Source organism: Hydrophilobacter chitinilyticus (genome assembly GCF_049860745.1).
GTDB lineage: Bacteria > Pseudomonadota > Gammaproteobacteria > Burkholderiales > Burkholderiaceae_C > Rhodoferax_B.
Window position 1 is genome coordinate 3,825,736 of record NZ_CP187561.1, and the last position, 22,877, is coordinate 3,848,612.

A 22,877-nucleotide genomic window follows, 5' to 3' on the forward strand; every position below is an offset into this window, starting at 1 on the left:
AGATAAAAGTCCCGAGGAGACAAACCCCATGCTGTTAAAAGAACAAGCCGCCATCGTCACTGGCGGCGCCTCCGGACTCGGTGAAGCCACGGCACGTGCGCTGGCGGCAGCGGGCGTCAAAGTCGCAGTGTTCGACCGCAACACCGAACGCGCCAACCTGGTGGCGCAAGAGATTGGCGGCGTGGCCTGCACCTGCGACATCACCGACACCGCCTCGGTAGAAGCCGCCCTGGGACGCGCCGCTGAAGCCCACGGCCCGGCGCGCATCTTGATGAACGTTGCCGGCATCGGCTCGGCCAAACGCATCATCAGCCGCGACGGCACCCCCACGCCGCTGGAAGACTTTGCGCGAGTGGTCAACATCAACCTGATTGGCACCTACAACATCAGCCGCTTGTTTGCAGCAGCCTGCGCCAAGTTACCCGCGCTGGAAGACGGTGCGCGCGGGGTGATGTTGTTCACCGCATCGGTGGCTGCGTTTGACGGCCAAGTGGGCCAGCAGGCCTACAGCGCATCAAAGGGCGGCATTGTGGGCATGACGCTGCCGATGGCGCGCGACCTGGCGCAACACGGCATTCGCGTCTGCACCATCGCCCCGGGTTTGTTTGCCACGCCGCTGATGCAGGAGTTGCCCGAAGCGGTGCAAGAGTCGCTGGCCAAGTCCATCCCGTTTCCGCAGCGCTTGGGCAAGCCCGAAGAGTTTGCCGACCTGGCGCTGCACATCGTGCAAAACGGCCACCTCAATGGCGAGGTGATCCGGCTCGATGGCGCACTGCGCATGGCGCCCCGATGAAGTAGACATTTTGACGCCAGGCGCGCCCCACGGCCTGCCCGTCCAAAGAGTGCGAAGGCACATGCCGTCTCAGCCGAACGGCATAGCAGTTAGAGCGTAGTGGAGCCCCCAACCAGGCAGCTACGGAAGACCACGAACTTAGAACGAGAGAGAGAGAGAGACAGACCATGAAACACACCCGCATCGCTACCGCAACCATGGCGACTTTGGCGCTGAGCGCAGGCATCACGGCACATGCCCAAACGGCGTCCGGCGTGACGCTGTACGGCATCGTCGACGTTGGCGTTGAACAGCTCAACCACGTGGCCAGCGCTGGCGGCGGCAGCATCACACGCATGCCGTCGAACACCAGCCTGTTGCCCTCACGCTGGGGCATGCGGGGCACGGAAGACCTGGGCGGCGGCCTCAAAGCCAACTTCACCCTGGAAGCCGGTATTGCCCCCGACCAAGGTACGGCCAACCAGGGCGGCCGCGCCATGGGGCGCCAAAGCTGGGTGGGCGTGAGCGGTGGTTGGGGTGCGGTCACCATCGGTCGCCAATACTCGATGCTGTTCTGGTCGTTGCTCGACTCTGATTTGATCGGCCCCGCTGTCTACGGCATGGGTTCGCTCGACGCCTACATTCCCAACGCGCGCGCCGACAACGCCGTGGCCTACCGTGCCACCTTTGGCGGCGTGGCCGTGGGCGCCGAATACAGCTTTGGCCGCGATGGTGTGAACGCAGGTCCCAGCCCTGCTGGCACCAACTGCGCAGGCGAAAGCGGCTCGGACAAACAGGCCTGCCGTCAATGGTCGTTGTACGCCAAATACGACGCGCCGAACTGGGGCGCCGCGATTGGCTACGACACACAAAACGGCCGTACACCGGCCTCCAGCACCGACGTGGTGTTTGGCGGCATGAATTCCAGCAGCAAACACGATGACCGCCTGCATGTGGGCGGCTACTTCAAGGTGGCCAGCGTGAAGATTGGCGGTGGCCTGCTGCGCCGCGACAACGATGGCGACGCCATCAAGCCACGCAGCGACCTGTGGTATCTGGGCGCGTCCTACCCGCTCACCGAAGCGTTGACGCTGGAAGGCCAGTGGCTCGACCTGCGCTACAAGAACGTATCGAACTACGACTCGACGATGTTCGTCGCACGCGCCATCTACAACCTGTCGAAGCGCACCGCCGTCTACACCCAGTTCGGCCGCATCAGCAACGACTCGCTGGCCACGGTGTCGGTCAGCGGCGGCTCGCCTGGCAGCAACACGGCGCCTGGCAATTCGCAGACGGGTATCAACGTCGGCATTCGCCACGTCTTCTAAAAACAAAAACACGGTGCTGCAGCCACGCCTAGATGTGGCGCAGCACAGACCACCTCTACACATCCACCAGGAGACATCATGACCACCCGCCGCCTCTTCACCCAAGGTCTTGCCAGCATTGCTGCGCTGGCCACGTTGCACCCTCTCTCGGCGCTGGCCCAGGGCTTGGCGCAAGTCAAAATTTTCTACGGCTTTCCACCGGGCAGCGCGGGTGACACCGTGGCGCGCCGCGTGGGCGAAAAAATGGCCGGGAGCCCCTACACCGCCAACCCTGCTGTCATCGACAACCGCCCCGGCGCGGGCGGCCGCATTGCGCTTGAAGCGCTGAAGGGCTCGCCAGCCGATGGCTCGGTGCTGGCCCTGGCGCCGGTGTCGGCCATGTCGGTCTACCCCTATATTTACAAACAGCTCAGCTACAAGCCCGAAGACTTTGCGCTGATTTCGATTGGCGCGGTCATGCACCACGGCTTGGCCGTAGGCCCCATGGTGCCGGCCTCGGTCAAAACGCTGAAAGATTTTTTGGACTGGGCCGCTGCCAACCCAACCCTTGCCAACTATGGTTCGCCAGGTGCCGGCAGCATGCCGCACCTGCTGGGCGCCTTGCTGGGCATTCGCAGCAAGGTCGAACTGAAACACGTGCCCTACCGGGGCACGGTGCCTGGCATCACCGACCTGGTGGCCGGCCAAATTGCGGCCACCATGAACCCATCGGGCGACTACCTGAGCTACGCCAAGGCCGGCAAGCTGCGCGTACTGGCGACTTCCGGCCCGAAGCGCTCGCCCTACTACCCCGATGTGCCAACCTTTGCCGAACAAGGCTTCCCCGACCTGGTGGTCGAAGAATGGTTTGGCTTTTACGCACCCGCCAAGACGCCCGCCGCCGTGCAGGCCAGCGCCAACGCGATCATCAACCAAGCGCTCAAAGACAAGAGCGTGCTCGACAGCCTGGCCATGGTGGGCTTGATTCCAGCCGGTTCTACCCAAGAGGAAATGGCGCGCTCGCAACACGCCGAGTACGAGCGCTGGGGGCCGCTGGTCAAGCAGATCGGTTTCTCTGCAGATTCTTGATTTTTAGTTTTGAACCCGCCTTCGCCTGCACAAGGTGCTGGCGGGTGCGGGCGAGCTTGAGGTGAGCTTGAAAACCCAATGGGCGCGTGAGGGCGCCCAGGGGAAAGCTACGCCTGCAGAAAAGTGCTCTTGCTGCAATGGCAACCCCTGCAGCAACGGCGTCAACCTATTCCGGTGCGTTCCGGCGTTTCCTGTGCTTCCGTGTGTTCTCGTCAGTTCCCGTGATGTGTGCAAGTCAGTAGATCTAAAACCATTCGAGAGGAGTCAAACATGCACGTTCCCTACCACAGCGTTTCCACGCGCTGGATCCTGGCCTCAGCCCTTGCCGCCCCGTTCCTGGCGGCGTGTGGTGGAGGCGGCGATGCGGGTGGGTTGCTCGATACGCCGCTGCCGCAACTCAGCGTGGCCACGGCGGCCGCGCTGCAGTCCTGTACCGACCTGGCGAGCAAATTCACCTTCGCCAACACCAGCGTCACGGCGGCACAAACCGTGGCCGCCGGCACACTCACCGTCGCCGGCAAACCGGTGCGAGCACACTGCCTCGTCACCGGCAAGATGTTTGAACGCGTTGGGCCGGTCGACAATTTGCCCTACGCCATTGGTTTTGAGATGCGCCTGCCGAACGACTGGAACGGCCGCTTCTTCTACCAGGCCAACGGCGGCATCGACGGCAACGTCGTCACCGCCACCGGCGGCATCAACGGCGGCGCTGCGCTCGACAACGCATTGAACATGGGCTTTGCCGTGGTCAGCTCGGATGCCGGCCACGCCGCCAGCATCGGCTCGGGCTTTGGCATCGACCCGCAAGCGCGGTTGGACTACGGCTACCAGGCCGTGGGCAAACTCACCCCCATGGCCAAGGGCTTGATACAGACGGCCTATGGCAAAGCGCCAGACCGCTCGTACATCGGCGGCTGTTCCAACGGCGGGCGCCACACCATGGTGGCCGCATCGCGTTACGCGTCGCAATACGATGGTTTCTTGGTGGGCGATCCGGGCTACCGCTTGCCGCTGGCAGCCATTGCCAACATTGCCGGGGCACAGCAATACGCCAAGCTCGCCACCAGCAGCAGCGACCTCTCCACCGGCTTTACCACCGCCGAGCGCGCGCTCGTCAGCAAAGCGGTGTTGAACAAGTGTGATGCACTCGACGGCGCCACCGATGGCCTGGTGCAAGACACCGGCGCCTGCCAGGCCGCCTTCAACCTGGAACGCGACGTGTCCACCTGCTCCGGTGCACGCGACGGCAGTTGCCTCAGCAGCGCGCAGAAGACCGCCATCGCCGGGCTCTTCAGCGGCGCCACCACGGCCACCGGCAAGAAGATCTACAACAGCTTTCCGTACGATGCAGGTCTGGACACCAGTGGCTGGGCGTTCTGGAAGTTCACCGCGCCGCTGGTGCTCGACTCCGGTGGTGTCGGCCAGATCTGGGGCGTGCCGCCCACCCCGACCGCCACGTTCAACGGCCCACTGCTGGCTTTGACGGGCAACCTGGACAACATGCTCACTTCCGTCAGCGCCACCAGCACGCTGTACACCGAGAGCGCGATGTCGTTCATGCTGCCGCCCAACCCATCGGACCTGACGACACTGCGCAACCGTGGCGCCAAGGTCATGCTGTACCACGGCACGGCTGATCCGATCTTCTCCAGCGACGACTCCACCGCCTGGTACGAGACCCTGCGCAGCACTTACTCGTCCAACGCCAGCAATTTCGCCCGCTTCTACCGCGTGCCCGGCATGAACCACTGCAGCGGCGGCCCCGCCACTGACCAGTTCGACATGCTGACCCCGCTGGTCAACTGGGTTGAAAAAGGCCAGGCACCTGACGCCGTGACCGCTAACGCACGCGGTGCCGGCAACGCTGCTGGTGCCAACGCCGACCTGCCTTCAGGCTGGGCTGCCAACCGCAGCCGTCCACTGTGCGCCTACCCCAAGGTGGCGCGCTACAACGGCAGTGGTGACGTGAACGACGCCGCCAACTTCAGCTGTAAATAGCATTACCCTTCGCCCATCTGTTCCACACTTTTAAGCATGACCACTTACCGCCCGAACCTTGCCGACATCCAGTTCATCCTGCACGACATGCTGCAGGCGCCCCAGCAGTTGCAGGCCCTGCCCGCATTTGCCGACGCCGACCCCGCGCTGCTGCAGCAGGTACTGGAAGAAGCGGCGAAGTTTGTGGCGAATGAAGTGGCGCCGCTCAGCCGCGTGGGCGACGAGGTGGGTTGCACATTTGAAGCCGGGCGCGTGACCACACCGCCCGGTTTCCGCGAAGCCTACAGCGCCTTCTGGCAAGCCGGCTGGCCCGCGCTGGCCTGCGACACCGCCCATGGCGGCCAGGGCCTGCCCTGGGTGCTGGAAGGCGTGTTGTTTGAAATGCTCAGCGCGGCCAACCACGGTTGGACCATGGCGCCGGGCCTGCTGCACGGCGCCTACGAATGCCTGAAGCACCACGCCAGCCCTGAGTTGCAGGCGCGTTACTTAGAGAAAGTGGCCACCGGCGAATGGCTGGCCACCATGTGCCTGACCGAGCCGCACGCCGGCAGCGACCTGGGCCTGGTGCGCACCCGCGCCACGCCACAAGCCGACGAGCGCTACACGTTAAGCGGCACGAAGATTTTCATCTCTGGCGGCGAACACGACCTGACCGAGAACATCGTTCACCTGGTGCTCGCGCGCCTGCCCGACGCACCGCCCGGCCCCAAAGGTTTGTCGCTGTTTTTGGTGCCGAAGGTTTTGCCCGATGGCACGCGCAACACCGTGGTGTGCGAGCGCATCGAAGAAAAAATGGGCCTGCACGGCAGCCCCACCTGTGTGATGCGTTTTGACGAAGCCACCGGCTGGATCATCGGCGCGCCCGGCGCCGGGCTCAACGCCATGTTTGTGATGATGAACGCGGCACGCGTACACGTGGCGCTGCAAGGCATTGGCCTGCTGGACGCGGCTTGGCAGAAGGCGCATGCCTATGCGCAGGAGCGGCGGCAAATGCGCGCGCCGCGCATCGACGGCCTGCCCAAAACCAGCGAGCCCGACCTGATTGCCGAACACCCGGCCATGCAACACATTCTGGACACCCAACGCGCCTGGATCGACGGTGGCCGTGTACTGGCCTACCGCACCGGCGTAGAACTCGATCTGGCCAAGCACCACCCCGACGCCGCACGCCGCGAGCAAGCCAAGAACTGGTGCAGCCTGGTCACGCCGGTGCTGAAGGCGGCCTGCACCGCGCAAGCCTTCGCGGGCGCCAGCGCATGCCTGCAGGTGTTTGGCGGCCACGGCTATGTGCGCGAATGGGGCATTGAACAAATCGTGCGCGACGCGCGTGTACCCATGATTTATGAAGGCACGAACGAGATCCAGGCCATCGACCTGCTGGTGCGCAAAGTGCTGCCCGATGGCGGCCAGGCGCTGGCGGCCTTGCTGCTGTCGCTGCGCAAAGAGCTGGACGCCAGCCGTTCGCTGGACGCCGAAGTGCTGCGCCGCATGGCCGAGCTGCGTTATCTGGCCACGCAAATCCACCTGGCCGCCGGTGCCGATGCCCGCCTGCCCTACGCCGTGGCCGACGACTTTTTGCAACTGGTGGCACTGGTACTTCTGGCTTGGGCCTGGGCGCAGATTGGCAAGACACCAGGCGCCGACACCCCACGCTGGCAGGTGCCCGCCGTGGCTTTGCAACAACGCATCCTGCCCATGCTGGAGATGCATCTGAGGCGCATCCGACTGCAGCTCCCAGCACAAACCCTGGGGCATTGAGGTGGACGAAAGTGCCCATCTGACTGGCACAATTCACCTATGAACACCGACACCCAAGCGACGCCCCATGTGGAGACCGTAGACACCAGCTTTCTCGAAAGCCTGATGGGTTACAACACCCGCCGTGCGGCGCTGAGCATCGTGGAGCTGTTCATGCAAAAGATGGCGGTGTACGACCTACGCATCGTCGACTTCTCGGTTTTGTCGCTGATTGGCCACAACCCCGGCATCACTTCGCGCCAGTTGTGCAGCGCACTGAGCATCCTGCCACCCAATCTGGTCGGCATCATCGCCGGGCTGGACAAACGCGAGCTCATCACCCGCCTGCCCCACCCGCATGATGGACGCGCCACGGGGCTGCATCTGGCACCCGTTGGCACCGAACTCCTGCGCCAGGCGGAAGAGACCGCTGCCAATCTGGAAATCGAGGCCACCTCGCGCCTGAGCGTGGCGGAGCGCAAAACGCTCATCCGGCTTTTACAGAAGATTTACCGCTGAAGTGACGGCCAGTTTCGCGGCTACAACATATGATCCGCGCAACACTCGCTATGAAACTAGTAGCAAAACAAATTTTGCGATATAGTTGTTCGCTCGTCTTGTTGTCACGCTAGATGTCTCGCTGAAGGCCCGCCTAGCAAAGGACTGCCGCCCCCGCATGGGCCAGCCCCCCGGCCCCAAGCCGCATAACCAATAAATGTCTCGAGGAGAGCCGATCATGAGTTCCAAAGAAAACGTCGCCATTCACCAGCTGCTGGCCTTGCTGGAATGCCGCTATGCGCTGCGCGTTTTGTGGTCGCTGCGTGATGGCCACGCCCAAACTTTTCGGCTGCTGCAAGACAGCGTGGGTGGCATCACACCCAACACGCTGAACACCCGCATCAAAGAGCTGCGCGAAGCCGAGTTGCTGACCCACGGCTCTGACGGCTACAGCCTCACCCCTTCAGGTATGGACTTGCTCAAACGCCTGAATGACCTGCAAGCCTTTGCTGGCAAATGGGTCGCCAGCCGCGCCAAAAAGGCTGAAGCCGCAGCGGCTGAGCCCGCCAGCCCAGCCAGCCCCAGTAGCTCGGCCTGATAGCCCACTCTTACGTCGACAAAAAAAAGCGACCTGCGGGTCGCTTTTTGCATGGGGCCAACCGCTCAATTCAGCCAGCCGCCCAAGGCGTTTTGCAGCGCGTGTACTCCAACTGGTAAACCGACAACTCGCTGTCGCCAGCCCCCGACTGTGCCAGCACGGCCTGCAGACCGGGCGTGACACCCGCCAGCGCGGCCGCATGGCTGCCCTCCACCAGCACCACCCAGGCGGGCACAAGAGTGGCGTTGGCGCGTGCCTTCTTCTCGGCCGTCAGCACCTGGCTGCCTTCCACATCGGCCAGACACAGGTGCGCGCCCACAATGCCCGGCGCCTCCAGCAATGCTGGCAACACCTGCTGGCGCAAGTGCCGCGCCACGGCCTCGCGTTGTTCATACGCCACGTCGAAACGCAGCGTGGCGATGGTACCCCCCTGGCCCACGCCGCCAGTGTAGTCCACGCGGCAGATGGAACGCGAGACGTCGCGGAACGCCGTCACCGAAGCCTGCGTCCACGGTGTGGGGGCGTTCAGCCGGTTGAGGTAGTCCTGCCCGCCCACCACCTCGGGGCTTTGCGCCTCGTACAGGTTGAAGTATTCAGGCGCGCCCTGCAGCGCGATGTAGCGGCGCCCGCGCAGAAAGCCGGGAATGCCGGCGCGCTCGGGCATGTGCTCGCGGTTGTGCCATTCGTAGAAGTTGGGCTTGGCCTCGGGCAGCAGGTTGTGCCAAATGGCCACCACGCCCAGGCCGGCCAGACTCATGCGGCCTCCCCACGTGCATTCAATACACGCGCTGCCCAGGCCTCACTCACCGCATCGCTGTAGGGCACGACCTCTTGGCGTTGCTCGCCCAGGCCTTCGATGCCCAGCGTCATGACGTCACCGTTGTTCAAGAAGATCGGCGGCTTGAAACCAAAGCCCACACCCGGCGGCGTGCCGGTGGGGATCACGTCGCCGGGCATCAGCGCCATGAAGCGGCTGAGGTAGCTGACGATCACGTCCACGCCAAAGATCATGGTGCGTGTGTTGCCGGTCTGGCGGCGCTGGCCGTTCACGTCCAGCCACATCGACAGGTTTTGCACGTCGGGCACTTCGTCGCGCGTGAGCAGCCACGGGCCGATGGGGCAATGTGTGGGGTAACTCTTGCCCTTGGTCCACTGGCCTTCAAACTCGGTCTGGAACGCACGCTCCGACACATCGTTCACCAGGCAGTAGCCCGCCACATGCTGCAGCGCGTCGGCCTGGCTCACGTTCCAAGTAGGCTGGCCGATGACGATGCCCAGCTCCACCTCCCAGTCCAGCTTGACCGAGCCGGGCGCACGCAGCACCGCGTCGTTCGGGCCGCTCAATGCGCTGGTGTGTTTGTTGAACACGATGGGCTGACCGGGAATGGGCGAGTTGGTCTCGGCGGCGTGATCCGAGTAGTTCAGGCCGATACACACCACGTTCTGCGCCTGACCCACACAAGCGCCCAGGCGCACGCCTTCGGGCACCAGCGGCAGCGCGTTGGGGTCGAGCGTACGCAGCCGCGCCAGGCTTTCGGGGCCGAGCACGTTGCCGGCAATGTCGGGCACCTGGCCCGACAAATCGCGGATGCGGCCTTGTGCGTCCAGCAGGCCCGGCTTCTCGGCGCCTTGCGCCCCATAACGTACCAATCTCATGTGCTTGTCTCCTTTGGAATCGTGAACGAAAAATCAAATGCGTCTTGCGCGTCGTACTGCACCTGGACGCGTGTGGCGGCCGGCCAGGTCGGCACACCCGCCATCGAACCGGTGATGACCACCTGCCCCGCTTTCAAGCCCAGGCCGTTCTCGCGCAAATAGTTAGCTAGCCAGTACAGACCAGGGCGCGGCTCGCCGTCGGCGTTGCGTGCGGCGTGCGTCGAGTGTTGGCCGTTCACCGTGAAGGCCAAATCGAACGGGCGCCAGGGCCGTTCGTTGAACGCAGGCCCGAGCAGCAGGCCGGAATTGAACAAGCCATCGGCCAGCAGCTCGGGGAAAACCGCCTCGGCTGCGGCCTCGGCGGTGTAGCGGCCACCCACCACCTCGATCGCGCAGCAAGCGTGGCTGATGGCGGCATCCACTTCGGCTGGGCTGTAGAGCTCGGCGCGCGGTGGCAAGTCGTGCGCGATCACAAAGCCAATCTCTTGTTCAAAGCGGCAGCTGTCAGCCCCTGCGGCAACGCCACGCAAAGCTACCGCGGTATCACCCAATGCCAGGGTCTGCACGTCGCGGCGAAAGATGGGCCCGGCCACCAGCTTGCCTGGTGTGGGCAGGCCGCACTTCCAGCCAGCTACTTCATCCGGCCAGGCCTGGGCCACCAGTTGCTGCACCTGCCAGCCTTGCGCCAGGGTACGCGGACGGCAGACCTCGGGCAAGCGTCCGCCCAGGCTGCGCGCATAACGACGTGCTAGCAAGATCTGCGCGGCTTGGTTGGCCATGTCGGCAGACCAACCGTTGTCTTGAGAATGGTGATCTAGAGATTCGTTGGTCATGCTGCTCGCGCCTTCACTTCAGCCACCACTTCGCGTGACAGCACACCCTTGCTGAAAAATATCTCGTTGATCTCGTCGCAGGCATCGAAGAAGCGCTGGTCGCGCCGCGCCTCCAGGCCGCGTGCACGCGGCAGGTCGATCTTGAGTTCGCGGTCGATCTTGCCGGGCCGGGCCGACATCACCAGCACGCGGTCGGCCAGCAACACGGCCTCGTCCACGCTGTGGGTGATGAACAGCACAGTCTTCTTGGTCGTCATCCAGAGTTTTTCCAGATCCAGCCGCACCTGCTCGCGCGTGAGCGCATCCAGCGCACCAAAGGGCTCGTCCATCAACAGCAGCGGCGGGTTGTGCAGCAAGGCGCGCGCAATCGATGCCCGCTGGCGCATGCCACCCGACAGCTCGTGCGGGTAGCGGTCGGCAAAGTCTTGCAGGCCGACCTGCTCCAGCAACTGCATGGCGCGGTCTTTGTACTCATTGACGTTGAGGCCGCGCATGTCGGCCTGGAACAGCACGTTTTGCAAGGTATTGCGCCACTCCAGCAGCACCGGGCTTTGGAACACGATGCCCACGTCGCTCACCGGGCCGGTCACGGCCTGGCCGTTGACCTCAATGCTGCCGCTGCTGACGCCATGCAGCCCCGCCACCAGCCGCATGAGCGTGGACTTGCCACAGCCCGAAGGCCCCACCACGGCAATGAACTCCCCCGGCTGCACCTGCAGGTCAATGCCCTGCAGCGCCGTGGTTTCGGTCCCGCCGCGCTGGTAGCGCTTGGTGACCTGTTGAATGTTGATGCCCAGCAAACTTGTCTCCTTTTTCTCTTTTATCCAACCGAATCTGGGGAATGCTGAAGTCGCGCTAAGCCGCGAGCGTGGCCGGTAGCCCCTCGCTGCGCGGCCACACCATGCGCAAGGTCTGCGCGGCGGCGGCAAGGTGCGCCACACAATCGGCATAACGCTCGGGGCTCAGGCGCAAACACGGCCCGGCGATGCTCATGGTGCCCACGACCTGGTCGCTGGCATTGCGCACCACCACGGCCAGGGCACTGACGCCGGGCTCGGCCTCTTCGACCGCCAGGCCGTAGCCGCGCTCGCGTGTTTGTTGCAGCGTCTCCAACAACGCCGCCACGGTGCGCACCACGCGCGGGCCGCCCGCAATGGCGGCAGCGCCGTCTTGCGCAAAGCCGGCGCGCATGGCGTGCTGCAGCGCTTGTTCGTCGGTCTGGCTGGCGAGCCAGGCTTTGCCGTTGGCCGTGGCGTGCAAGATGATGTCCCCCGACATCGACGGCTGGTACATCAGGCCCGGCGCCGCGCCTTGCGACGAGGCGAACCAGCGCAGACGGTCGCCATCGACCACGGTCAGGCGCACCAGTTCTTTGCATTGCCGCGCCACGCCGTCGATCACCGGCTGCACCAGGCCAGGCAGGCCCGTGCCATACAGGTATTGCTGGCCCAGCAACGACAGCTTCAGGCTGAGCCGGTAGCGATCGGTCGTGGGCTGCTGTTCTACCCAGCCCTGCTCTACCAAGTTGGCCAGCAAGCGGTGCGTCGGGCCGTTTTGCAGGTCGAGTTGCTGCGCAATGTCCGACAGCCGCAGCCACTCGGGATGGGCGGCGAGCAGCTCCAGCGCCTCCAGGCAGCGGTCGAGTAATCCTTTGACAAGTCGCATTTTGTTGGAATTGTTTTTTTATTGGAATGACGTTACATTAACAAAACCGCAGGCCGCTGTCAAACCACACGGAGCACAGCGACCACAAAAAAACCGGGCGCCGCAAGAGCAGCCCACAAGACGGAGACAACATGAATTTGCGAATGTTTGGGCGCTACCAACAGGCCGTGCGCCTGGTGCTGACCTTTGGTGGCTTCTTGCTGGCCTGGCAGTTGTTTTGCATGGGCACGGGCATCAAGCCCTACATCCTGCCGGCCCCCAGCCTCATCATCACCAGCCTGATCGCCAAGTTCCCGCGCCTGGTCGACGCCAGCCTCTACACCTTGCAACCCATGGTGCTGGGTTTTGTGGCCGCCGTGGTGTTGGGCGTGTTGATTGCGCTGGGCATCGCCTTCTCGCGCACGCTGGAGCGCACGCTCTACCCGCTGCTGGTGTTCTTCCAGATCATTCCGAAGATCGCCGTGGCGCCGCTGTTCATCATCTGGTTTGGCTTTGGCTTGATGCCCAAGGTGTTGCTGGTGTTTTTGCTGTCGTTCTTTCCGGTGGTGGTCTCGGCCATTACCGCCTTCCGCTCGGTCGACGCCGACATCATGGACCTGGCCCGCTCCACCGGCGCCTCGCGCCTGCGCACCTTCTTCAAGATCCAACTGCCGCACGCCCTGCCCACGCTGTTCACCGGGTTCAAGGTGGCGGCCGCGCTGTCGTCCACTGCCGCCGTGGTGGCCGAGTTTGTGGCATCGGACAAAGGCCTGGGCTTTCTGCTGCTGGAGTACAACGGCGCACTCGACACCACCATGACCTTTGCCACCATCATCGTGCTCAGCGTGCTGGGCCTGGCGCTGTATGGCCTGGTGGAGTTGATCGAGATGTTCACCATTCCCTGGCACATCTCGCGCCGCGAACCACAAGGCGTGGCGCCCGCCGGCGACGGGCACTGAATCGCTTTTTCCTTCGTTCCTCGCTTCACTTTCCCACAAAACCAACCGGAGACAAAAGTATGAAGAAGATCATGAAGACCGCCGCCCTGGCCGTAGCCCTGACCCTGGGCGCCGGACACGCCATGGCACAAGAAAAAGCCTCGCTGCGCCTGAACTGGCTGCTCTACGGCTTTCACTCGTTTTTCCAACTGGGCGTGGACAAGGGCTTCTATAAAGAAGAAGGCATTGACCTGACGATTGGGGAGGGCCAGGGGTCGGGCCGCGCGATCCAGATCGTGGGTAGCAAGTCCGACACCTTTGCCTTGAGCGACGGTGGCAGCGTGATCGCCGGGGCCGCCAAGGGCGCGCCCGTGCAAGCGGTGATGGGCATCATGAACAAGACGCCGTTCGCCATCATCTCGCGCGCTGACGCCAACATCAAAACTGTCAAAGACCTGGAAGGCAAAACCGTCGCCGCCACCACCGGCGAGGCCGGGCTGTCGATCTTTCCGTCCATCGTCAGCGCCAACAAGCTCAATGCCGACAAGATCAACTTCGTGCGCGTCGACGGCAATGGCAAGCTCGTCGCTATGCTGGAGAAGAAGGTCGACGCCATGCTCGGCGGGCTGGAAAACCAGTCGCTCATCTTGGCGCAGCGCGGCCTGGCCGTCACCAACCTGGGTTATGCCGACATTGGCGCCAACACGCTGGGGCTGGTGATCTCAGTGCACACCGACACCCTCAAGTCCAACCCCGCGCTGGTGCAGAAGTTCATCCGTGCCACGCAAAAGTCCATCGCCTATACCGAGAAGAATCCTGAGGAAGCGATTGCCGCCATCGCCAAGATCAAGCCCGATCTGGACAAAGACCTGGCGCTCAAACAACTCAAGGTCGGTCTGACGCTGCAACGCGCCGCCGGCGGCGAGAGCCAACCGATTGGCTGGATGAACCCCGACGACTGGAGCCGCACGCTCAAGATGGCCCAGGACTACCAGGAACTCAAGACCGACCTGCCCGTCACCGCCTTCTACACCAACCAACTGGTGGGCAAATAAACATGGCCGCAGCGCTGGCGTATGACTTCAAGGGCCGCGTCGCAGTGATCACCGGCGGCAGCGGCGGACTCGGCCTGGCCATGGCCGAACGCCTGTGGGGCGCGGGGGCCAGCGTCGCGCTGTGGGACGCGCAAACCAGCGGCGCGGCAGCTCTGGCACAGCGCCTGGGCCCGCGGGTGTTGGCGCAGCATGTCGACGTGACGAACGAGGATTCGGTGGCCGCTGCGGCCGCCACCACGCGCGCACACTTCGGCCACATCGACACGCTGGTCAACAACGCCGGTATCCTGGGCCCGGTGGCCAACACCTGGGAACACAGCCCGGCGCAGTTCCGCAAGGTGCTCGATGTGAACCTGGTAGGCGCGTTTTTATGCTGCCACGCCGTCATTCCACTGATGTTGAAGAACCCCGCATCGGCCTGGCGCGGGCGCATCGTCAATGTGTCGAGCATCCAGGCCAAGGAAGGCATGCCGCAAGCGGCCGCCTATGCCGCGTCCAAGGCCGGGCTGATTGCGCTGACCAAAACGCTGGGCAAGGAGTTGGCCACCGAGGGCATTCTGGTCAACGCTGTCACCCCCGCCGCCGTGATGACCGCCATGGCCGATGCGCTGACCGACGAGCGCCGCGACGCCATCCTGGCGCGTATTCCGATGCGCCGCTTCTTGACCGCCGAAGAAGTGGCCGACCAGGTGGCCTGGCTGTGCTCGGCCGAGTGCGCCTTTGCCACTGGCGCGGTGTTCGACCTCTCGGGCGGCCGCGCCACTTATTAAAAGCAAGAGCCTGATGCAAACCATCGCACTGCAAGGACTGAAAGGCCCGCTCAACGTGTCGCGCCTGGTGCTGGGCACCGACTACTTCGGCTCGGGCGTGCCACGCGAAGAATCGTTCCGCATCCTCGACGACTATGTGGCCGCCAGCGGCAACATGCTAGACACCGCCCGCTTCTATGCCGACTGGGTGCCCGGCGGCCATGGCGCCAGCGAGCGCACGCTGGGCGAGTGGCTACGCGACCGCCCCGGCCTGCGCGAGCGCGTGTTGATCGCCACCAAGGGCGGCCATCCACCGTTGGAGAACATGCACACCAGCCGCTTGCATTTAGAAGAAGTGCGGCGCGACCTGGACCTCAGCCTGCGAACCCTGGGCGTGGACAGCATCGACCTCTACTGGCTGCACCGCGACGACGAAAGCCAGCCCGTAGAACGCATCATGGACATGCTCGCCGCCGTGGCCGCCACCGGCGCGGTGCGTGCGCTCGGCGTCTCCAACTGGCGGGCCGAGCGCATCCTGGCAGCCAACCGTTATGCCGAACGACACGGCCTGCCCAAGCTGAGCGCCAGCCAGCTGCAATGGAGTTTGGCGGTATCGAGCGCTGAAGCGCAGGAAGACGACACCCGCGTGGTGATGGATGAAGCCGAGTTGGCGCGCTACCAGCAACACCAATTTCCGGTGATGGCCTATACCGCCCAGGCCAAGGGCTTTTTCTCGCGCCCACTCGAAGGCCCGGGCGCCGCCAACGACAAGTCACAACGCTGGTTCACCAACCCCGTCAACCTAGCACGGCGCGAGCGTGTGCAGCAACTGGCGCGGCGTAGCGGGCTCACGCCGACACAGATCGCGCTGGGCTATGTGCTGAGCCATCCGCTGCCGGCGCTGGCGTTGATCGGCCCACGCCATCTGCACCAGTTGCACGATTCGCTGACCGCCGCCGACGTGGTGCTGTCGCCAGCCGATAGGTGTGCCCTCGTCGATGGCGATGCCTGAAGCCAAAGCATCGCCGCGCCGCTGCTGTGATTTGCCGCCAGGGCGCGCGCGAAAGTCAGCATAATCAAAAGACCGCTTAACGTTACCAAACCTTCATTGCAGATGAACCCGGCAACGTCACACTACGGCATGAAGCGGCCATAGACCAACACAAACCTAACACCCAATAGGAACGAGACATTTCATGCAGCAACATTTGACGCTCTCCGCAGCACTTCCCGCCGACCACGCCCAAGCCTTGCTCATCGGCCGCATCTGGATCGAGGGCACCGGCCCGGTGCTGGTGCAAGTGCAGGCAGACGGCATTTACAGCCTGGAGCACATTGCCGCCACGTCCAGCCAACTGCTGGAAGAAGCCAACCCCGCCGCCTTGGTGCGCGCCCAGCCCGGCAAACGCCTGGCCGACACCGCCGCCATACTGGCCAACTCGGCCGAAGAAGCCCGCAACCCCGCCCTGCCCTGGTTTCTGGCGCCCAACGACTTGCAGGCCATCAAGGCCTCGGGCGTCACGTTTGTCGCCTCGATGCTGGAACGCGTGATCGAAGAACAAGCGCGTGGCGACGCCGGTAAGGCCGAGTCGGTACGAAAAGCCGTGGTGGCCGTGATCGGCGACAACCTGCGCAGCCTGGTGCCTGGCTCCAAAGAAGCCATGGCCTTGAAAGAAGTGCTGATCCAGCAAGGCGTGTGGTCGCAATACCTTGAGGTGGGCATTGGGCCGGACGCCGAGATCTTCACCAAGTCGCCGGTGCTCAGCGCCGTGGGCATTGGTGCGGAGGTGGGCATCCACCCGGGCAGCGTGTGGAACAACCCCGAGCCCGAAATTGTGTTGGCCGTGAACAGCAAAGGCCAGGTGCAAGGCGCCGCGCTGGGCAACGACGTCAACCTGCGCGACTTCGAAGGCCGCAGCGCGCTGCTGCTGGGCAAGGCCAAAGACAACAACGCCTCGTGCGCCATCGGCCCATTCATCCGTTTGTTTGACGACAAATTCAGCATCGACGACGTGCGCCGCTGCGATCTGGCCATGCGTGTCGACGGCCCAGCCGTGGACGGCAAGCCCGGCTTCACCATGCATGGCGCCAGCAGCCTGTCGCAGATCAGCCGCGACCCACTCGATCTGGTCAAACAGGCCAGCGGTGCCAACCACCAATACCCAGACGGCTTCATGCTCTTCCTGGGCACCATGTTTGCGCCCACGCAAGACCGCCACGGCCCCGGTCAAGGCTTCACCCACGTGGTGGGCGACGTGGTGACAGTGACCACACCGCAACTCGGCCAGTTGGCCAACCGCGTCAACACCAGCGATAAGGTGAAGCCGTGGACCTATGGCATCAGCGCCTTGATGCGCGACTTGGCGCGGCGAAAAGTCTTGTAAGGGGCTCTAAGCGCTTGATTTTGCTGAGATCGGCGTCGCTACTGGCATAATTCAGCGGTTTTTTGGCCTGTTCTGCGCACCCACGGTGCGCAAGCAGCTACCGTTTCAATAGCAATCTCACCAAGGAATTCCGATGAACAGCACCGCATCCGGCCTGCAATACGAAGACAAACAAGTGGGCGAAGGCGCCGAAGCCCGCAAGGGCCAAAACGTCAAGGTGCATTACACCGGCTGGCTCTACAACGACGGCGTGCAAGGCGCCAAGTTCGACTCCAGCAAAGACCGCAACGATCCATTCGTGTTCTCGCTGGGCGCTGGCATGGTCATCAAGGGCTGGGACGAAGGCGTGGCCGGCATGAAGGTGGGCGGTTTCCGCACGCTGATCATCCCCGCAGCCCTGGGCTACGGCGCACGTGGCGCGGGCGGTGTGATCCCTCCCAACGCCACGCTGAAGTTCGACGTTGAATTGCTCGACGTACAAGGCTAAAGTTCGCCCACGTGCGGTTTGAGCCGCACACGTAAAGCAGCCCCAAAACCCCGAAAAACGCCGGTTTAGGGGCTGTTTTCTTGCCCAAACAGGGTAAATCGACCAAAAAACGCTCATCCAGCCCAAAGCCCTCTTGAATTAAAGGGGTTGGCCCCGAGGTATGGGCAGCGTTACAACTTTTCGACTAACAAGCATGTCTGAACCAACATCCAATCCTTATCACCAGCCCAATCCCAACGCCATCCCTGAAGAGGTCGAAAGCGGTTTGGCCTCCAGTGATGTGGAAGCTTTGGCCCAGGCGCAAGCCGAATTGGCCGAGCTGAAAGCCAAAAGCGCCGATCTGGCCGACCAGTTTCTGCGCGCCAAGGCCGATGCGGAAAATGCCCGTCGCCGCGCTGAAGAAGAAGTCGCCAAAGCACGCAAATTCAGCGTGGAAAGCTTCGCCGAAAGCCTGTTGCCCGTGGCCGACAGTCTGGAAGCCGGCTTGGCCATCCAGAACGGCACGGTTGAGCAAATCCGCGAAGGCGCCGAAGCCACGCTGCGCCAACTGAAGAGCGCCTTGGAGCGCAACAAGGTTGTGCAGATCGACCCGCCTGCCGGCACCAAGTTCGACCCCCACCAGCACCAAGCCATCAGCATGGTGCCGTCCGAGTTGGACGCCAACACGGTGGTCACCGTGCTGCAAAAGGGCTACCTCATCGTCGACCGTGTGCTGCGTCCAGCCCTGGTGACGGTCAGTGCCCCCAAGTAAATCTATTTTGAAGCTGGAAAAACCTCTCTGAACGACTTGAAGTCTTCGAAGTTATCCACAAGTTAAGCACATAGGCTGAATTGTTCAGCCCCACAATTTTTCAAAAATTTCAGGAGTTAAAAAAATGGGAAGAATCATCGGTATTGACCTCGGCACCACCAACAGCTGCGTGTCGGTCATGGAAGGCAACACCTCGCGCGTCATCGAGAACTCCGAAGGCGCCCGCACCACCCCCTCCATCGTCGCTTACCAAGAAGACGGTGAAGTGCTGGTCGGCGCCAGCGCCAAGCGCCAGGCCGTGACCAACCCCACCAACACGCTGTACGCCGTCAAGCGTTTGATCGGCCGCAAGTTCACCGAAAAAGAAGTCCAGAAGGACATCGACCTGATGCCTTACAAGATCGTCGCTGCCGACAATGGCGACGCCTGGGTGGAAGTGCGCGGCAACAAGATCTCGGCCCAGCAAGTCTCCGCCGACATTCTGCGCAAGATGAAGAAGACCGCCGAAGACTACCTCGGCGAACCCGTGACCGAAGCCGTGATCACGGTGCCGGCCTACTTCAACGACGCACAACGCCAAGCCACCAAGGACGCTGGCCGCATTGCCGGTCTGGAAGTCAAACGCATCATCAACGAGCCTACCGCTGCTGCTCTGGCTTTCGGCCTGGACAAGCAAGACAAGGCTGACCGCAAGATCGCCGTGTACGACTTGGGCGGCGGCACGTTCGACGTGTCCATCATCGAAATCGCAGACGTCGATGGCGAAAAGCAGTTCGAAGTGTTGTCCACCAACGGCGACACCTTCCTGGGCGGCGAAGACTTCGACCAACGCATCATCGACTACATCATTGCCGAGTTCAAGAAAGAACAAGGCGTTGACCTGAGCAAAGACGTGCTGGCCCTGCAGCGCCTGAAAGAAGCCGCTGAAAAGGCCAAGATCGAACTGTCGAATAGCGCTGCTACCGACATCAACCTGCCCTACGTGACGGCGGATGCCACCGGTCCCAAGCACTTGAACATCAAGCTCAGCCGCGCCAAGCTCGAAGCCCTGGTGGAAGAGCTGATCGAACGCACCATCGCCCCTTGCCGCACCGCCATCAAGGATGCCGGCGTGTCCGTGGGTGACATCCATGACGTGATCCTGGTCGGCGGTATGACCCGCATGCCCAAGGTGCAAGAGAAGGTGAAGGAATTCTTCGGCAAGGAACCGCGCAAGGACGTGAACCCTGACGAAGCCGTGGCCGTGGGCGCTGCCATTCAAGGCCAAGTGCTGTCTGGCGACCGCAAGGACGTGTTGCTGCTCGACGTGACCCCGTTGTCGCTGGGCATCGAAACCCTGGGCGGCGTGATGACCAAGATGATCGCCAAAAACACGACCATCCCGACCAAGTTTGCCCAAACGTTCTCGACCGCTGACGACAACCAGCCTGCGGTAACCATCAAGGTGTTCCAGGGTGAGCGCGAAATCGCCACCACCAACAAGCTGTTGGGTGAGTTCAACCTCGAAGGCATCCCACCAGCAGCGCGCGGCACGCCACAGATCGAAGTGTCGTTCGACATCGACGCCAACGGCATCTTGCACGTCGGCGCCAAGGACAAGGGCACGGGCAAGGAAAACAAGATCACCATCAAGGCGAACTCCGGTTTGTCGGAAGAAGAAATCCAGAAGATGGTGAAGGACGCGGAAATCAATGCCGCCGACGACAAGAAGAAGCTCGAACTGGTGCAAGCCCGTAACCAAGGCGAAGCCAGCGTGCACAGCGTGAAGAAGAACCTGACCGAATACGGCGACAAGCTCGAAGCCGGCGAGAAGGAAAAGATCGAAGCTGCGGTGAAGGACCTGGAAGAAGCCCTGAAGGGTGAAGACAAGGCCGCCATCGAAGAAAAGACCAACACGCTGATGACCGCTAGCCAAAAGCTGGGCGAGAAAATGTACGCCGACATGCAGGCCAAGCAAGCCGCTGACGAAGCCGGCGCTGCGGGTGCCGCAGGTGCATCGGCTGGCGCGGAATCTGCATCAGCCAAGCCAGCCGCCGATGACAACGTGGTGGACGCAGAAGTCAAGGAAGTGAAGAAGGGCTAAGGCCTGACTGAACCACTGGCAACGGACTCGTCCCATGCTACGCCGCCGCACTAGAACATCTGGCCTAGTGCGGCGTTTGTGTTCATCACCTGCCCCTTAGTTAGTACACCATGTCCAAGAGAGACTATTACGAGATCCTTGGCGTTCCCAAGAACGCCAGTGAGGATGAAATCAAAAAGGCTTATCGCAAACTCGCGATGAAGCACCACCCCGACCGCAACCAGGGTGATGCAGCCAAGGCAGCCGAAGAGAAATTCAAGGACGCCAAGGAAGCCTACGAGATGTTGTCGGATGCGCAAAAACGCGCAGCCTACGACCAATACGGCCATGCCGGTGTCGATCCCAACATGCGTGGCCCCGGCGGCGCGGGTGGTGAAGGCTTTGGCGGTTTTGCCGAAGCCTTCGGCGACATCTTCGGCGACATGTTTGGCCAGCAAGGTGGTCGCGGTGGCCGAGGCGGACGCCAGGTGTTCCGTGGCAACGACCTCAGCTACGCCATGGACATCACGCTGGAAGAAGCGGCGCGCGGCAAAGAAGCGCAGATCCGCATCCCCAGTTGGGAAGCTTGCGACACCTGCCACGGCAGCGGCGCCAAGCCTGGTACCAGCGCCAAGACCTGCGGCACCTGCGCAGGTGCGGGCACGGTGCAAATGCGCCAAGGCTTCTTCAGCGTGCAGCAAACCTGCCCCACTTGCCGTGGTGCGGGCAAGATCATTCCCGAGCCCTGCACGGTGTGCAGCGGCCAAGGCAAGATCAAGAAGCAAAAGACGCTGGAAGTGAAGATCCCGGCCGGTATCGACGACGGCATGCGCATCCGCAGCGTGGGCAACGGCGAGCCTGGCTCGAACGGCGGCCCCTCGGGCGACCTGTACATCGAGATCCGCCTGAAGAAGCACGACATCTTCGAGCGCGACGGTGGCGACCTGCACTGCTCGGTGCCGGTGAGCTTCATCACCGCCGCTTTGGGTGGCGAGATTGAAGTGCCCACGCTGCAAGGCAAGGCCGCGATCGACATTCCCGAAGGCACCCAGGCCGGCAAGCAGTTCCGCCTGCGCGGCAAGGGCATCAAGGGTGTGCGCGACAGCTACCCTGGCGACCTGTACTGCCACATCTCGGTGGAAACGCCGGTCAAGCTCACCGAGCACCAGCGCAAGCTGATGCGTGAGCTGGAAGAGTCGCTGAAAAAAGGCGGCGGCAAACATTCGCCATCCGGCGAAAGCTGGACCGACCGTCTGCGCAACTTCTTCAGCACCTGAAGCGTTTAGCCCCAGTTAAAAGCGCCCCAAAAGCCCGGTTCATGCCGGGCTTTTTTTATGCGCGCGATCTTGGCGGGCATCACACCAGCGGCGCTACGGGCTCTCCCGGGGATGTGCCCTTGCACAACAGCCTGTACGATTTCAACGACGCATTCCTGCCAATTCAGGCACGCGGCTTCGCCCGGGTGGCGCACCAGCGCTGGCTGAGCAGCTTGCCCCGTCCCTCTTAGAACGTTCTTACGCCCCACCAAGGACTCCCACAATGACGCAACAGCCTCCCCATCTCCACGACGCCGAAGCCGAATACGCCAGCCCCGCCGTGCGCCAACTGCGCGAAGACCTGGCCCTGGCCCTGCGGGCCGCTGCGCACCACCAGTTGGAAGAAGGCGTATGCAACCACTTCAGCGTGATGCTGCCCGGCGCCAAAAACCGCTACCTCATCAACCCGCGCGGCCTGCATTGGAGCGAAGTGGGCGCGGACGACATCGTGCTCATCGACGTGCACGGCCAGGTACTGGCCGGCCGCCACCGTGTGGAACCCACGGCGCTGTTCATCCACGGTGCGCTGCACCGGCTCACCGGGCGCGCGGTGGTGCTGCACTGTCACATGCCGTATGCCACGGCCCTCACGCTCACCGCAGAACGCGCACTCGACCCCACGCTGAGCCAAAACGCCATGCGCTACATGGGCCGCATCGCCATCGACGCCGAGTACAACGGTCTGGCGCTGGACGACGCCGAGGGTGAACGCATTGCCAGCAGCATGATGGGCGAGAACGCCGCCAAGGACATCGCCTTTCTGGCCAACCATGGCGTGATCGTCACCGGCCACACCATCGCCCATGCCTACGACGACCTCTACTACCTGGAGCGCGCCTGCCTGCACCAGGTCATTGCCCAAAGCACAGGCCGGCCGCTCAAGCCCGTGGACGCCAAGCTGGCCGCCCACGTGGCGGCGCAGATTCAGGGTGAGCGGGAGCAGTCCGACCTGTTCTTTGAAGCGCTGCGCCGCTTGCTGCCTGCGCCGCTCTAGACCAGTGCT

22 protein-coding genes are annotated in these 22,877 nt (G+C 63.1%); 17 read left to right on the plus strand and 5 right to left on the minus strand.

Annotated features, from left to right (window positions below):
* The first annotated feature begins 28 nt into the window (after positions 1-28).
* The 7 genes from ACPWMG_RS17025 (at position 29) to ACPWMG_RS17055 (ending at position 7,999) form a co-directional block, all read left to right on the plus strand.
* A complete protein-coding gene (locus ACPWMG_RS17025) occupies positions 29-793 on the plus strand; it encodes an SDR family NAD(P)-dependent oxidoreductase (RefSeq protein ID WP_483300665.1) in 765 nt (254 codons plus the stop codon).
* A 167-nt stretch (positions 794-960) separates the two neighbouring features.
* Positions 961-2,100, plus strand: coding sequence for a porin (locus ACPWMG_RS17030; protein ID WP_483300666.1), 1,140 nt, complete (start codon positions 961-963; stop codon positions 2,098-2,100).
* 78 nt (positions 2,101-2,178) lie between these two features.
* On the plus strand, positions 2,179-3,168 hold the full coding sequence (locus ACPWMG_RS17035; RefSeq protein ID WP_483300667.1) for a Bug family tripartite tricarboxylate transporter substrate binding protein: 990 nt from the start codon (positions 2,179-2,181) through the stop codon (positions 3,166-3,168).
* Between the two features lie 270 nt (positions 3,169-3,438).
* Positions 3,439-5,166, plus strand: a complete 1,728-nt coding sequence (locus tag ACPWMG_RS17040) for a tannase/feruloyl esterase family alpha/beta hydrolase (RefSeq protein WP_483300668.1) — start codon at positions 3,439-3,441, stop codon at positions 5,164-5,166.
* A 36-nt stretch (positions 5,167-5,202) separates the two neighbouring features.
* On the plus strand, positions 5,203-6,924 hold the full coding sequence (locus ACPWMG_RS17045; protein ID WP_483300669.1) for an acyl-CoA dehydrogenase family protein: 1,722 nt from the start codon (positions 5,203-5,205) through the stop codon (positions 6,922-6,924).
* A 39-nt stretch (positions 6,925-6,963) separates the two neighbouring features.
* A complete protein-coding gene (locus ACPWMG_RS17050) occupies positions 6,964-7,422 on the plus strand; it encodes a MarR family winged helix-turn-helix transcriptional regulator (RefSeq protein WP_483300670.1) in 459 nt (152 codons plus the stop codon).
* Between the two features lie 217 nt (positions 7,423-7,639).
* Positions 7,640-7,999: a winged helix-turn-helix transcriptional regulator gene (locus ACPWMG_RS17055; RefSeq protein WP_483300671.1), complete on the plus strand. Its 360-nt coding sequence runs from the start codon at positions 7,640-7,642 to the stop codon at positions 7,997-7,999.
* Positions 8,000-8,069: 70 nt separating this feature from the next.
* Here ACPWMG_RS17055 and ACPWMG_RS17060 read toward each other — a convergent pair whose 3' ends face one another.
* From ACPWMG_RS17060 to ACPWMG_RS17080, 5 genes are read right to left on the minus strand one after another with little or no spacing between them, the layout of a single operon-like run.
* On the minus strand, positions 8,070-8,756 hold the full coding sequence (locus ACPWMG_RS17060) for a hypothetical protein (RefSeq protein ID WP_483300672.1): 687 nt from the start codon (positions 8,754-8,756) through the stop codon (positions 8,070-8,072).
* Positions 8,753-9,655, minus strand: a complete 903-nt coding sequence (locus ACPWMG_RS17065) for a fumarylacetoacetate hydrolase family protein (RefSeq protein WP_483300673.1) — start codon at positions 9,653-9,655, stop codon at positions 8,753-8,755. The genes ACPWMG_RS17060 and ACPWMG_RS17065 overlap by 4 nt, the downstream gene beginning before the upstream one ends.
* Positions 9,652-10,488 carry a fumarylacetoacetate hydrolase family protein gene (locus ACPWMG_RS17070; protein WP_483300674.1) on the minus strand — a complete coding sequence of 279 codons (837 nt, stop codon included), beginning with the start codon at positions 10,486-10,488 and terminating at the stop codon, positions 9,652-9,654. The genes ACPWMG_RS17065 and ACPWMG_RS17070 overlap by 4 nt, the downstream gene beginning before the upstream one ends.
* Entirely contained in the window at positions 10,485-11,288 is an 804-nt protein-coding gene (locus ACPWMG_RS17075; RefSeq protein ID WP_483300675.1) for an ABC transporter ATP-binding protein, read from the minus strand. The genes ACPWMG_RS17070 and ACPWMG_RS17075 overlap by 4 nt, the downstream gene beginning before the upstream one ends.
* A gap of 55 nt (positions 11,289-11,343) precedes the next feature.
* Entirely contained in the window at positions 11,344-12,153 is an 810-nt protein-coding gene (locus ACPWMG_RS17080; protein WP_483300676.1) for an IclR family transcriptional regulator, read from the minus strand.
* A gap of 131 nt (positions 12,154-12,284) precedes the next feature.
* On the opposite strand from ACPWMG_RS17080, the gene ACPWMG_RS17085 reads away from it, so the two are divergent.
* The 10 genes from ACPWMG_RS17085 to ACPWMG_RS17130 all read left to right on the plus strand — a co-directional run bounded on the left by ACPWMG_RS17085 (position 12,285) and on the right by ACPWMG_RS17130 (position 22,868).
* On the plus strand, positions 12,285-13,091 hold the full coding sequence (locus tag ACPWMG_RS17085; protein ID WP_483300677.1) for an ABC transporter permease: 807 nt from the start codon (positions 12,285-12,287) through the stop codon (positions 13,089-13,091).
* A gap of 59 nt (positions 13,092-13,150) precedes the next feature.
* A complete protein-coding gene (locus ACPWMG_RS17090; RefSeq protein WP_483300678.1) occupies positions 13,151-14,125 on the plus strand; it encodes an ABC transporter substrate-binding protein in 975 nt (324 codons plus the stop codon).
* A gap of 2 nt (positions 14,126-14,127) precedes the next feature.
* A complete protein-coding gene (locus tag ACPWMG_RS17095; RefSeq protein WP_483300679.1) occupies positions 14,128-14,895 on the plus strand; it encodes an SDR family NAD(P)-dependent oxidoreductase in 768 nt (255 codons plus the stop codon).
* Between the two features lie 13 nt (positions 14,896-14,908).
* Complete coding sequence (locus ACPWMG_RS17100) at positions 14,909-15,886, plus strand: aldo/keto reductase (protein ID WP_483300680.1); 978 nt, start codon at positions 14,909-14,911, stop codon at positions 15,884-15,886.
* A gap of 184 nt (positions 15,887-16,070) precedes the next feature.
* Positions 16,071-17,258 carry a fumarylacetoacetate hydrolase family protein gene (locus tag ACPWMG_RS17105; protein ID WP_483300681.1) on the plus strand — a complete coding sequence of 396 codons (1,188 nt, stop codon included), beginning with the start codon at positions 16,071-16,073 and terminating at the stop codon, positions 17,256-17,258.
* A gap of 133 nt (positions 17,259-17,391) precedes the next feature.
* The gene (locus ACPWMG_RS17110; RefSeq protein WP_483300682.1) at positions 17,392-17,745 is read left to right on the plus strand and encodes an FKBP-type peptidyl-prolyl cis-trans isomerase; all 354 of its coding nucleotides are present in this window, start codon (positions 17,392-17,394) and stop codon (positions 17,743-17,745) included.
* 193 nt (positions 17,746-17,938) lie between these two features.
* Entirely contained in the window at positions 17,939-18,496 is a 558-nt protein-coding gene (gene grpE, locus ACPWMG_RS17115; protein ID WP_483300683.1) for a nucleotide exchange factor GrpE, read from the plus strand.
* 124 nt (positions 18,497-18,620) lie between these two features.
* Complete coding sequence (gene dnaK / locus ACPWMG_RS17120) at positions 18,621-20,579, plus strand: molecular chaperone DnaK (protein WP_483300684.1); 1,959 nt, start codon at positions 18,621-18,623, stop codon at positions 20,577-20,579.
* Between the two features lie 110 nt (positions 20,580-20,689).
* The gene (dnaJ, locus tag ACPWMG_RS17125) at positions 20,690-21,835 is read left to right on the plus strand and encodes a molecular chaperone DnaJ (protein WP_483300686.1); all 1,146 of its coding nucleotides are present in this window, start codon (positions 20,690-20,692) and stop codon (positions 21,833-21,835) included.
* A gap of 262 nt (positions 21,836-22,097) precedes the next feature.
* Positions 22,098-22,868, plus strand: a complete 771-nt coding sequence (locus ACPWMG_RS17130) for an aldolase (RefSeq protein WP_483300687.1) — start codon at positions 22,098-22,100, stop codon at positions 22,866-22,868.
* The last annotated feature ends 9 nt before the right edge of the window (positions 22,869-22,877 follow it).

Bases quoted from the DNA above. Each gene is read 5' to 3' on its own strand.
- ACPWMG_RS17100 (WP_483300680.1), top strand. From the start codon at position 14,909: ATGCAAACCATCGCACTGCAAGGACTGAAAGGCCCGCTCAACGTGTCG.
- ACPWMG_RS17080 (WP_483300676.1), bottom strand. From the start codon at position 12,153: ATGCGACTTGTCAAAGGATTACTCGACCGCTGCCTGGAGGCGCTGGAG.
- ACPWMG_RS17060 (WP_483300672.1), bottom strand. From the start codon at position 8,756: ATGAGTCTGGCCGGCCTGGGCGTGGTGGCCATTTGGCACAACCTGCTG.
- ACPWMG_RS17050 (WP_483300670.1), top strand. From the start codon at position 6,964: ATGAACACCGACACCCAAGCGACGCCCCATGTGGAGACCGTAGACACC.
- ACPWMG_RS17055 (WP_483300671.1), top strand. From the start codon at position 7,640: ATGAGTTCCAAAGAAAACGTCGCCATTCACCAGCTGCTGGCCTTGCTG.
- ACPWMG_RS17095 (WP_483300679.1), top strand. From the start codon at position 14,128: ATGGCCGCAGCGCTGGCGTATGACTTCAAGGGCCGCGTCGCAGTGATC.
- ACPWMG_RS17070 (WP_483300674.1), bottom strand. From the start codon at position 10,488: ATGACCAACGAATCTCTAGATCACCATTCTCAAGACAACGGTTGGTCT.
- dnaK (WP_483300684.1), top strand. From the start codon at position 18,621: ATGGGAAGAATCATCGGTATTGACCTCGGCACCACCAACAGCTGCGTG.
- dnaJ (WP_483300686.1), top strand. From the start codon at position 20,690: ATGTCCAAGAGAGACTATTACGAGATCCTTGGCGTTCCCAAGAACGCC.
- ACPWMG_RS17110 (WP_483300682.1), top strand. From the start codon at position 17,392: ATGAACAGCACCGCATCCGGCCTGCAATACGAAGACAAACAAGTGGGC.
- ACPWMG_RS17105 (WP_483300681.1), top strand. From the start codon at position 16,071: ATGCAGCAACATTTGACGCTCTCCGCAGCACTTCCCGCCGACCACGCC.
- ACPWMG_RS17025 (WP_483300665.1), top strand. From the start codon at position 29: ATGCTGTTAAAAGAACAAGCCGCCATCGTCACTGGCGGCGCCTCCGGA.
- ACPWMG_RS17030 (WP_483300666.1), top strand. From the start codon at position 961: ATGAAACACACCCGCATCGCTACCGCAACCATGGCGACTTTGGCGCTG.
- ACPWMG_RS17065 (WP_483300673.1), bottom strand. From the start codon at position 9,655: ATGAGATTGGTACGTTATGGGGCGCAAGGCGCCGAGAAGCCGGGCCTG.
- ACPWMG_RS17085 (WP_483300677.1), top strand. From the start codon at position 12,285: ATGAATTTGCGAATGTTTGGGCGCTACCAACAGGCCGTGCGCCTGGTG.
- ACPWMG_RS17130 (WP_483300687.1), top strand. From the start codon at position 22,098: ATGACGCAACAGCCTCCCCATCTCCACGACGCCGAAGCCGAATACGCC.
- grpE (WP_483300683.1), top strand. From the start codon at position 17,939: ATGTCTGAACCAACATCCAATCCTTATCACCAGCCCAATCCCAACGCC.
- ACPWMG_RS17035 (WP_483300667.1), top strand. From the start codon at position 2,179: ATGACCACCCGCCGCCTCTTCACCCAAGGTCTTGCCAGCATTGCTGCG.
- ACPWMG_RS17045 (WP_483300669.1), top strand. From the start codon at position 5,203: ATGACCACTTACCGCCCGAACCTTGCCGACATCCAGTTCATCCTGCAC.
- ACPWMG_RS17090 (WP_483300678.1), top strand. From the start codon at position 13,151: ATGAAGAAGATCATGAAGACCGCCGCCCTGGCCGTAGCCCTGACCCTG.
- ACPWMG_RS17040 (WP_483300668.1), top strand. From the start codon at position 3,439: ATGCACGTTCCCTACCACAGCGTTTCCACGCGCTGGATCCTGGCCTCA.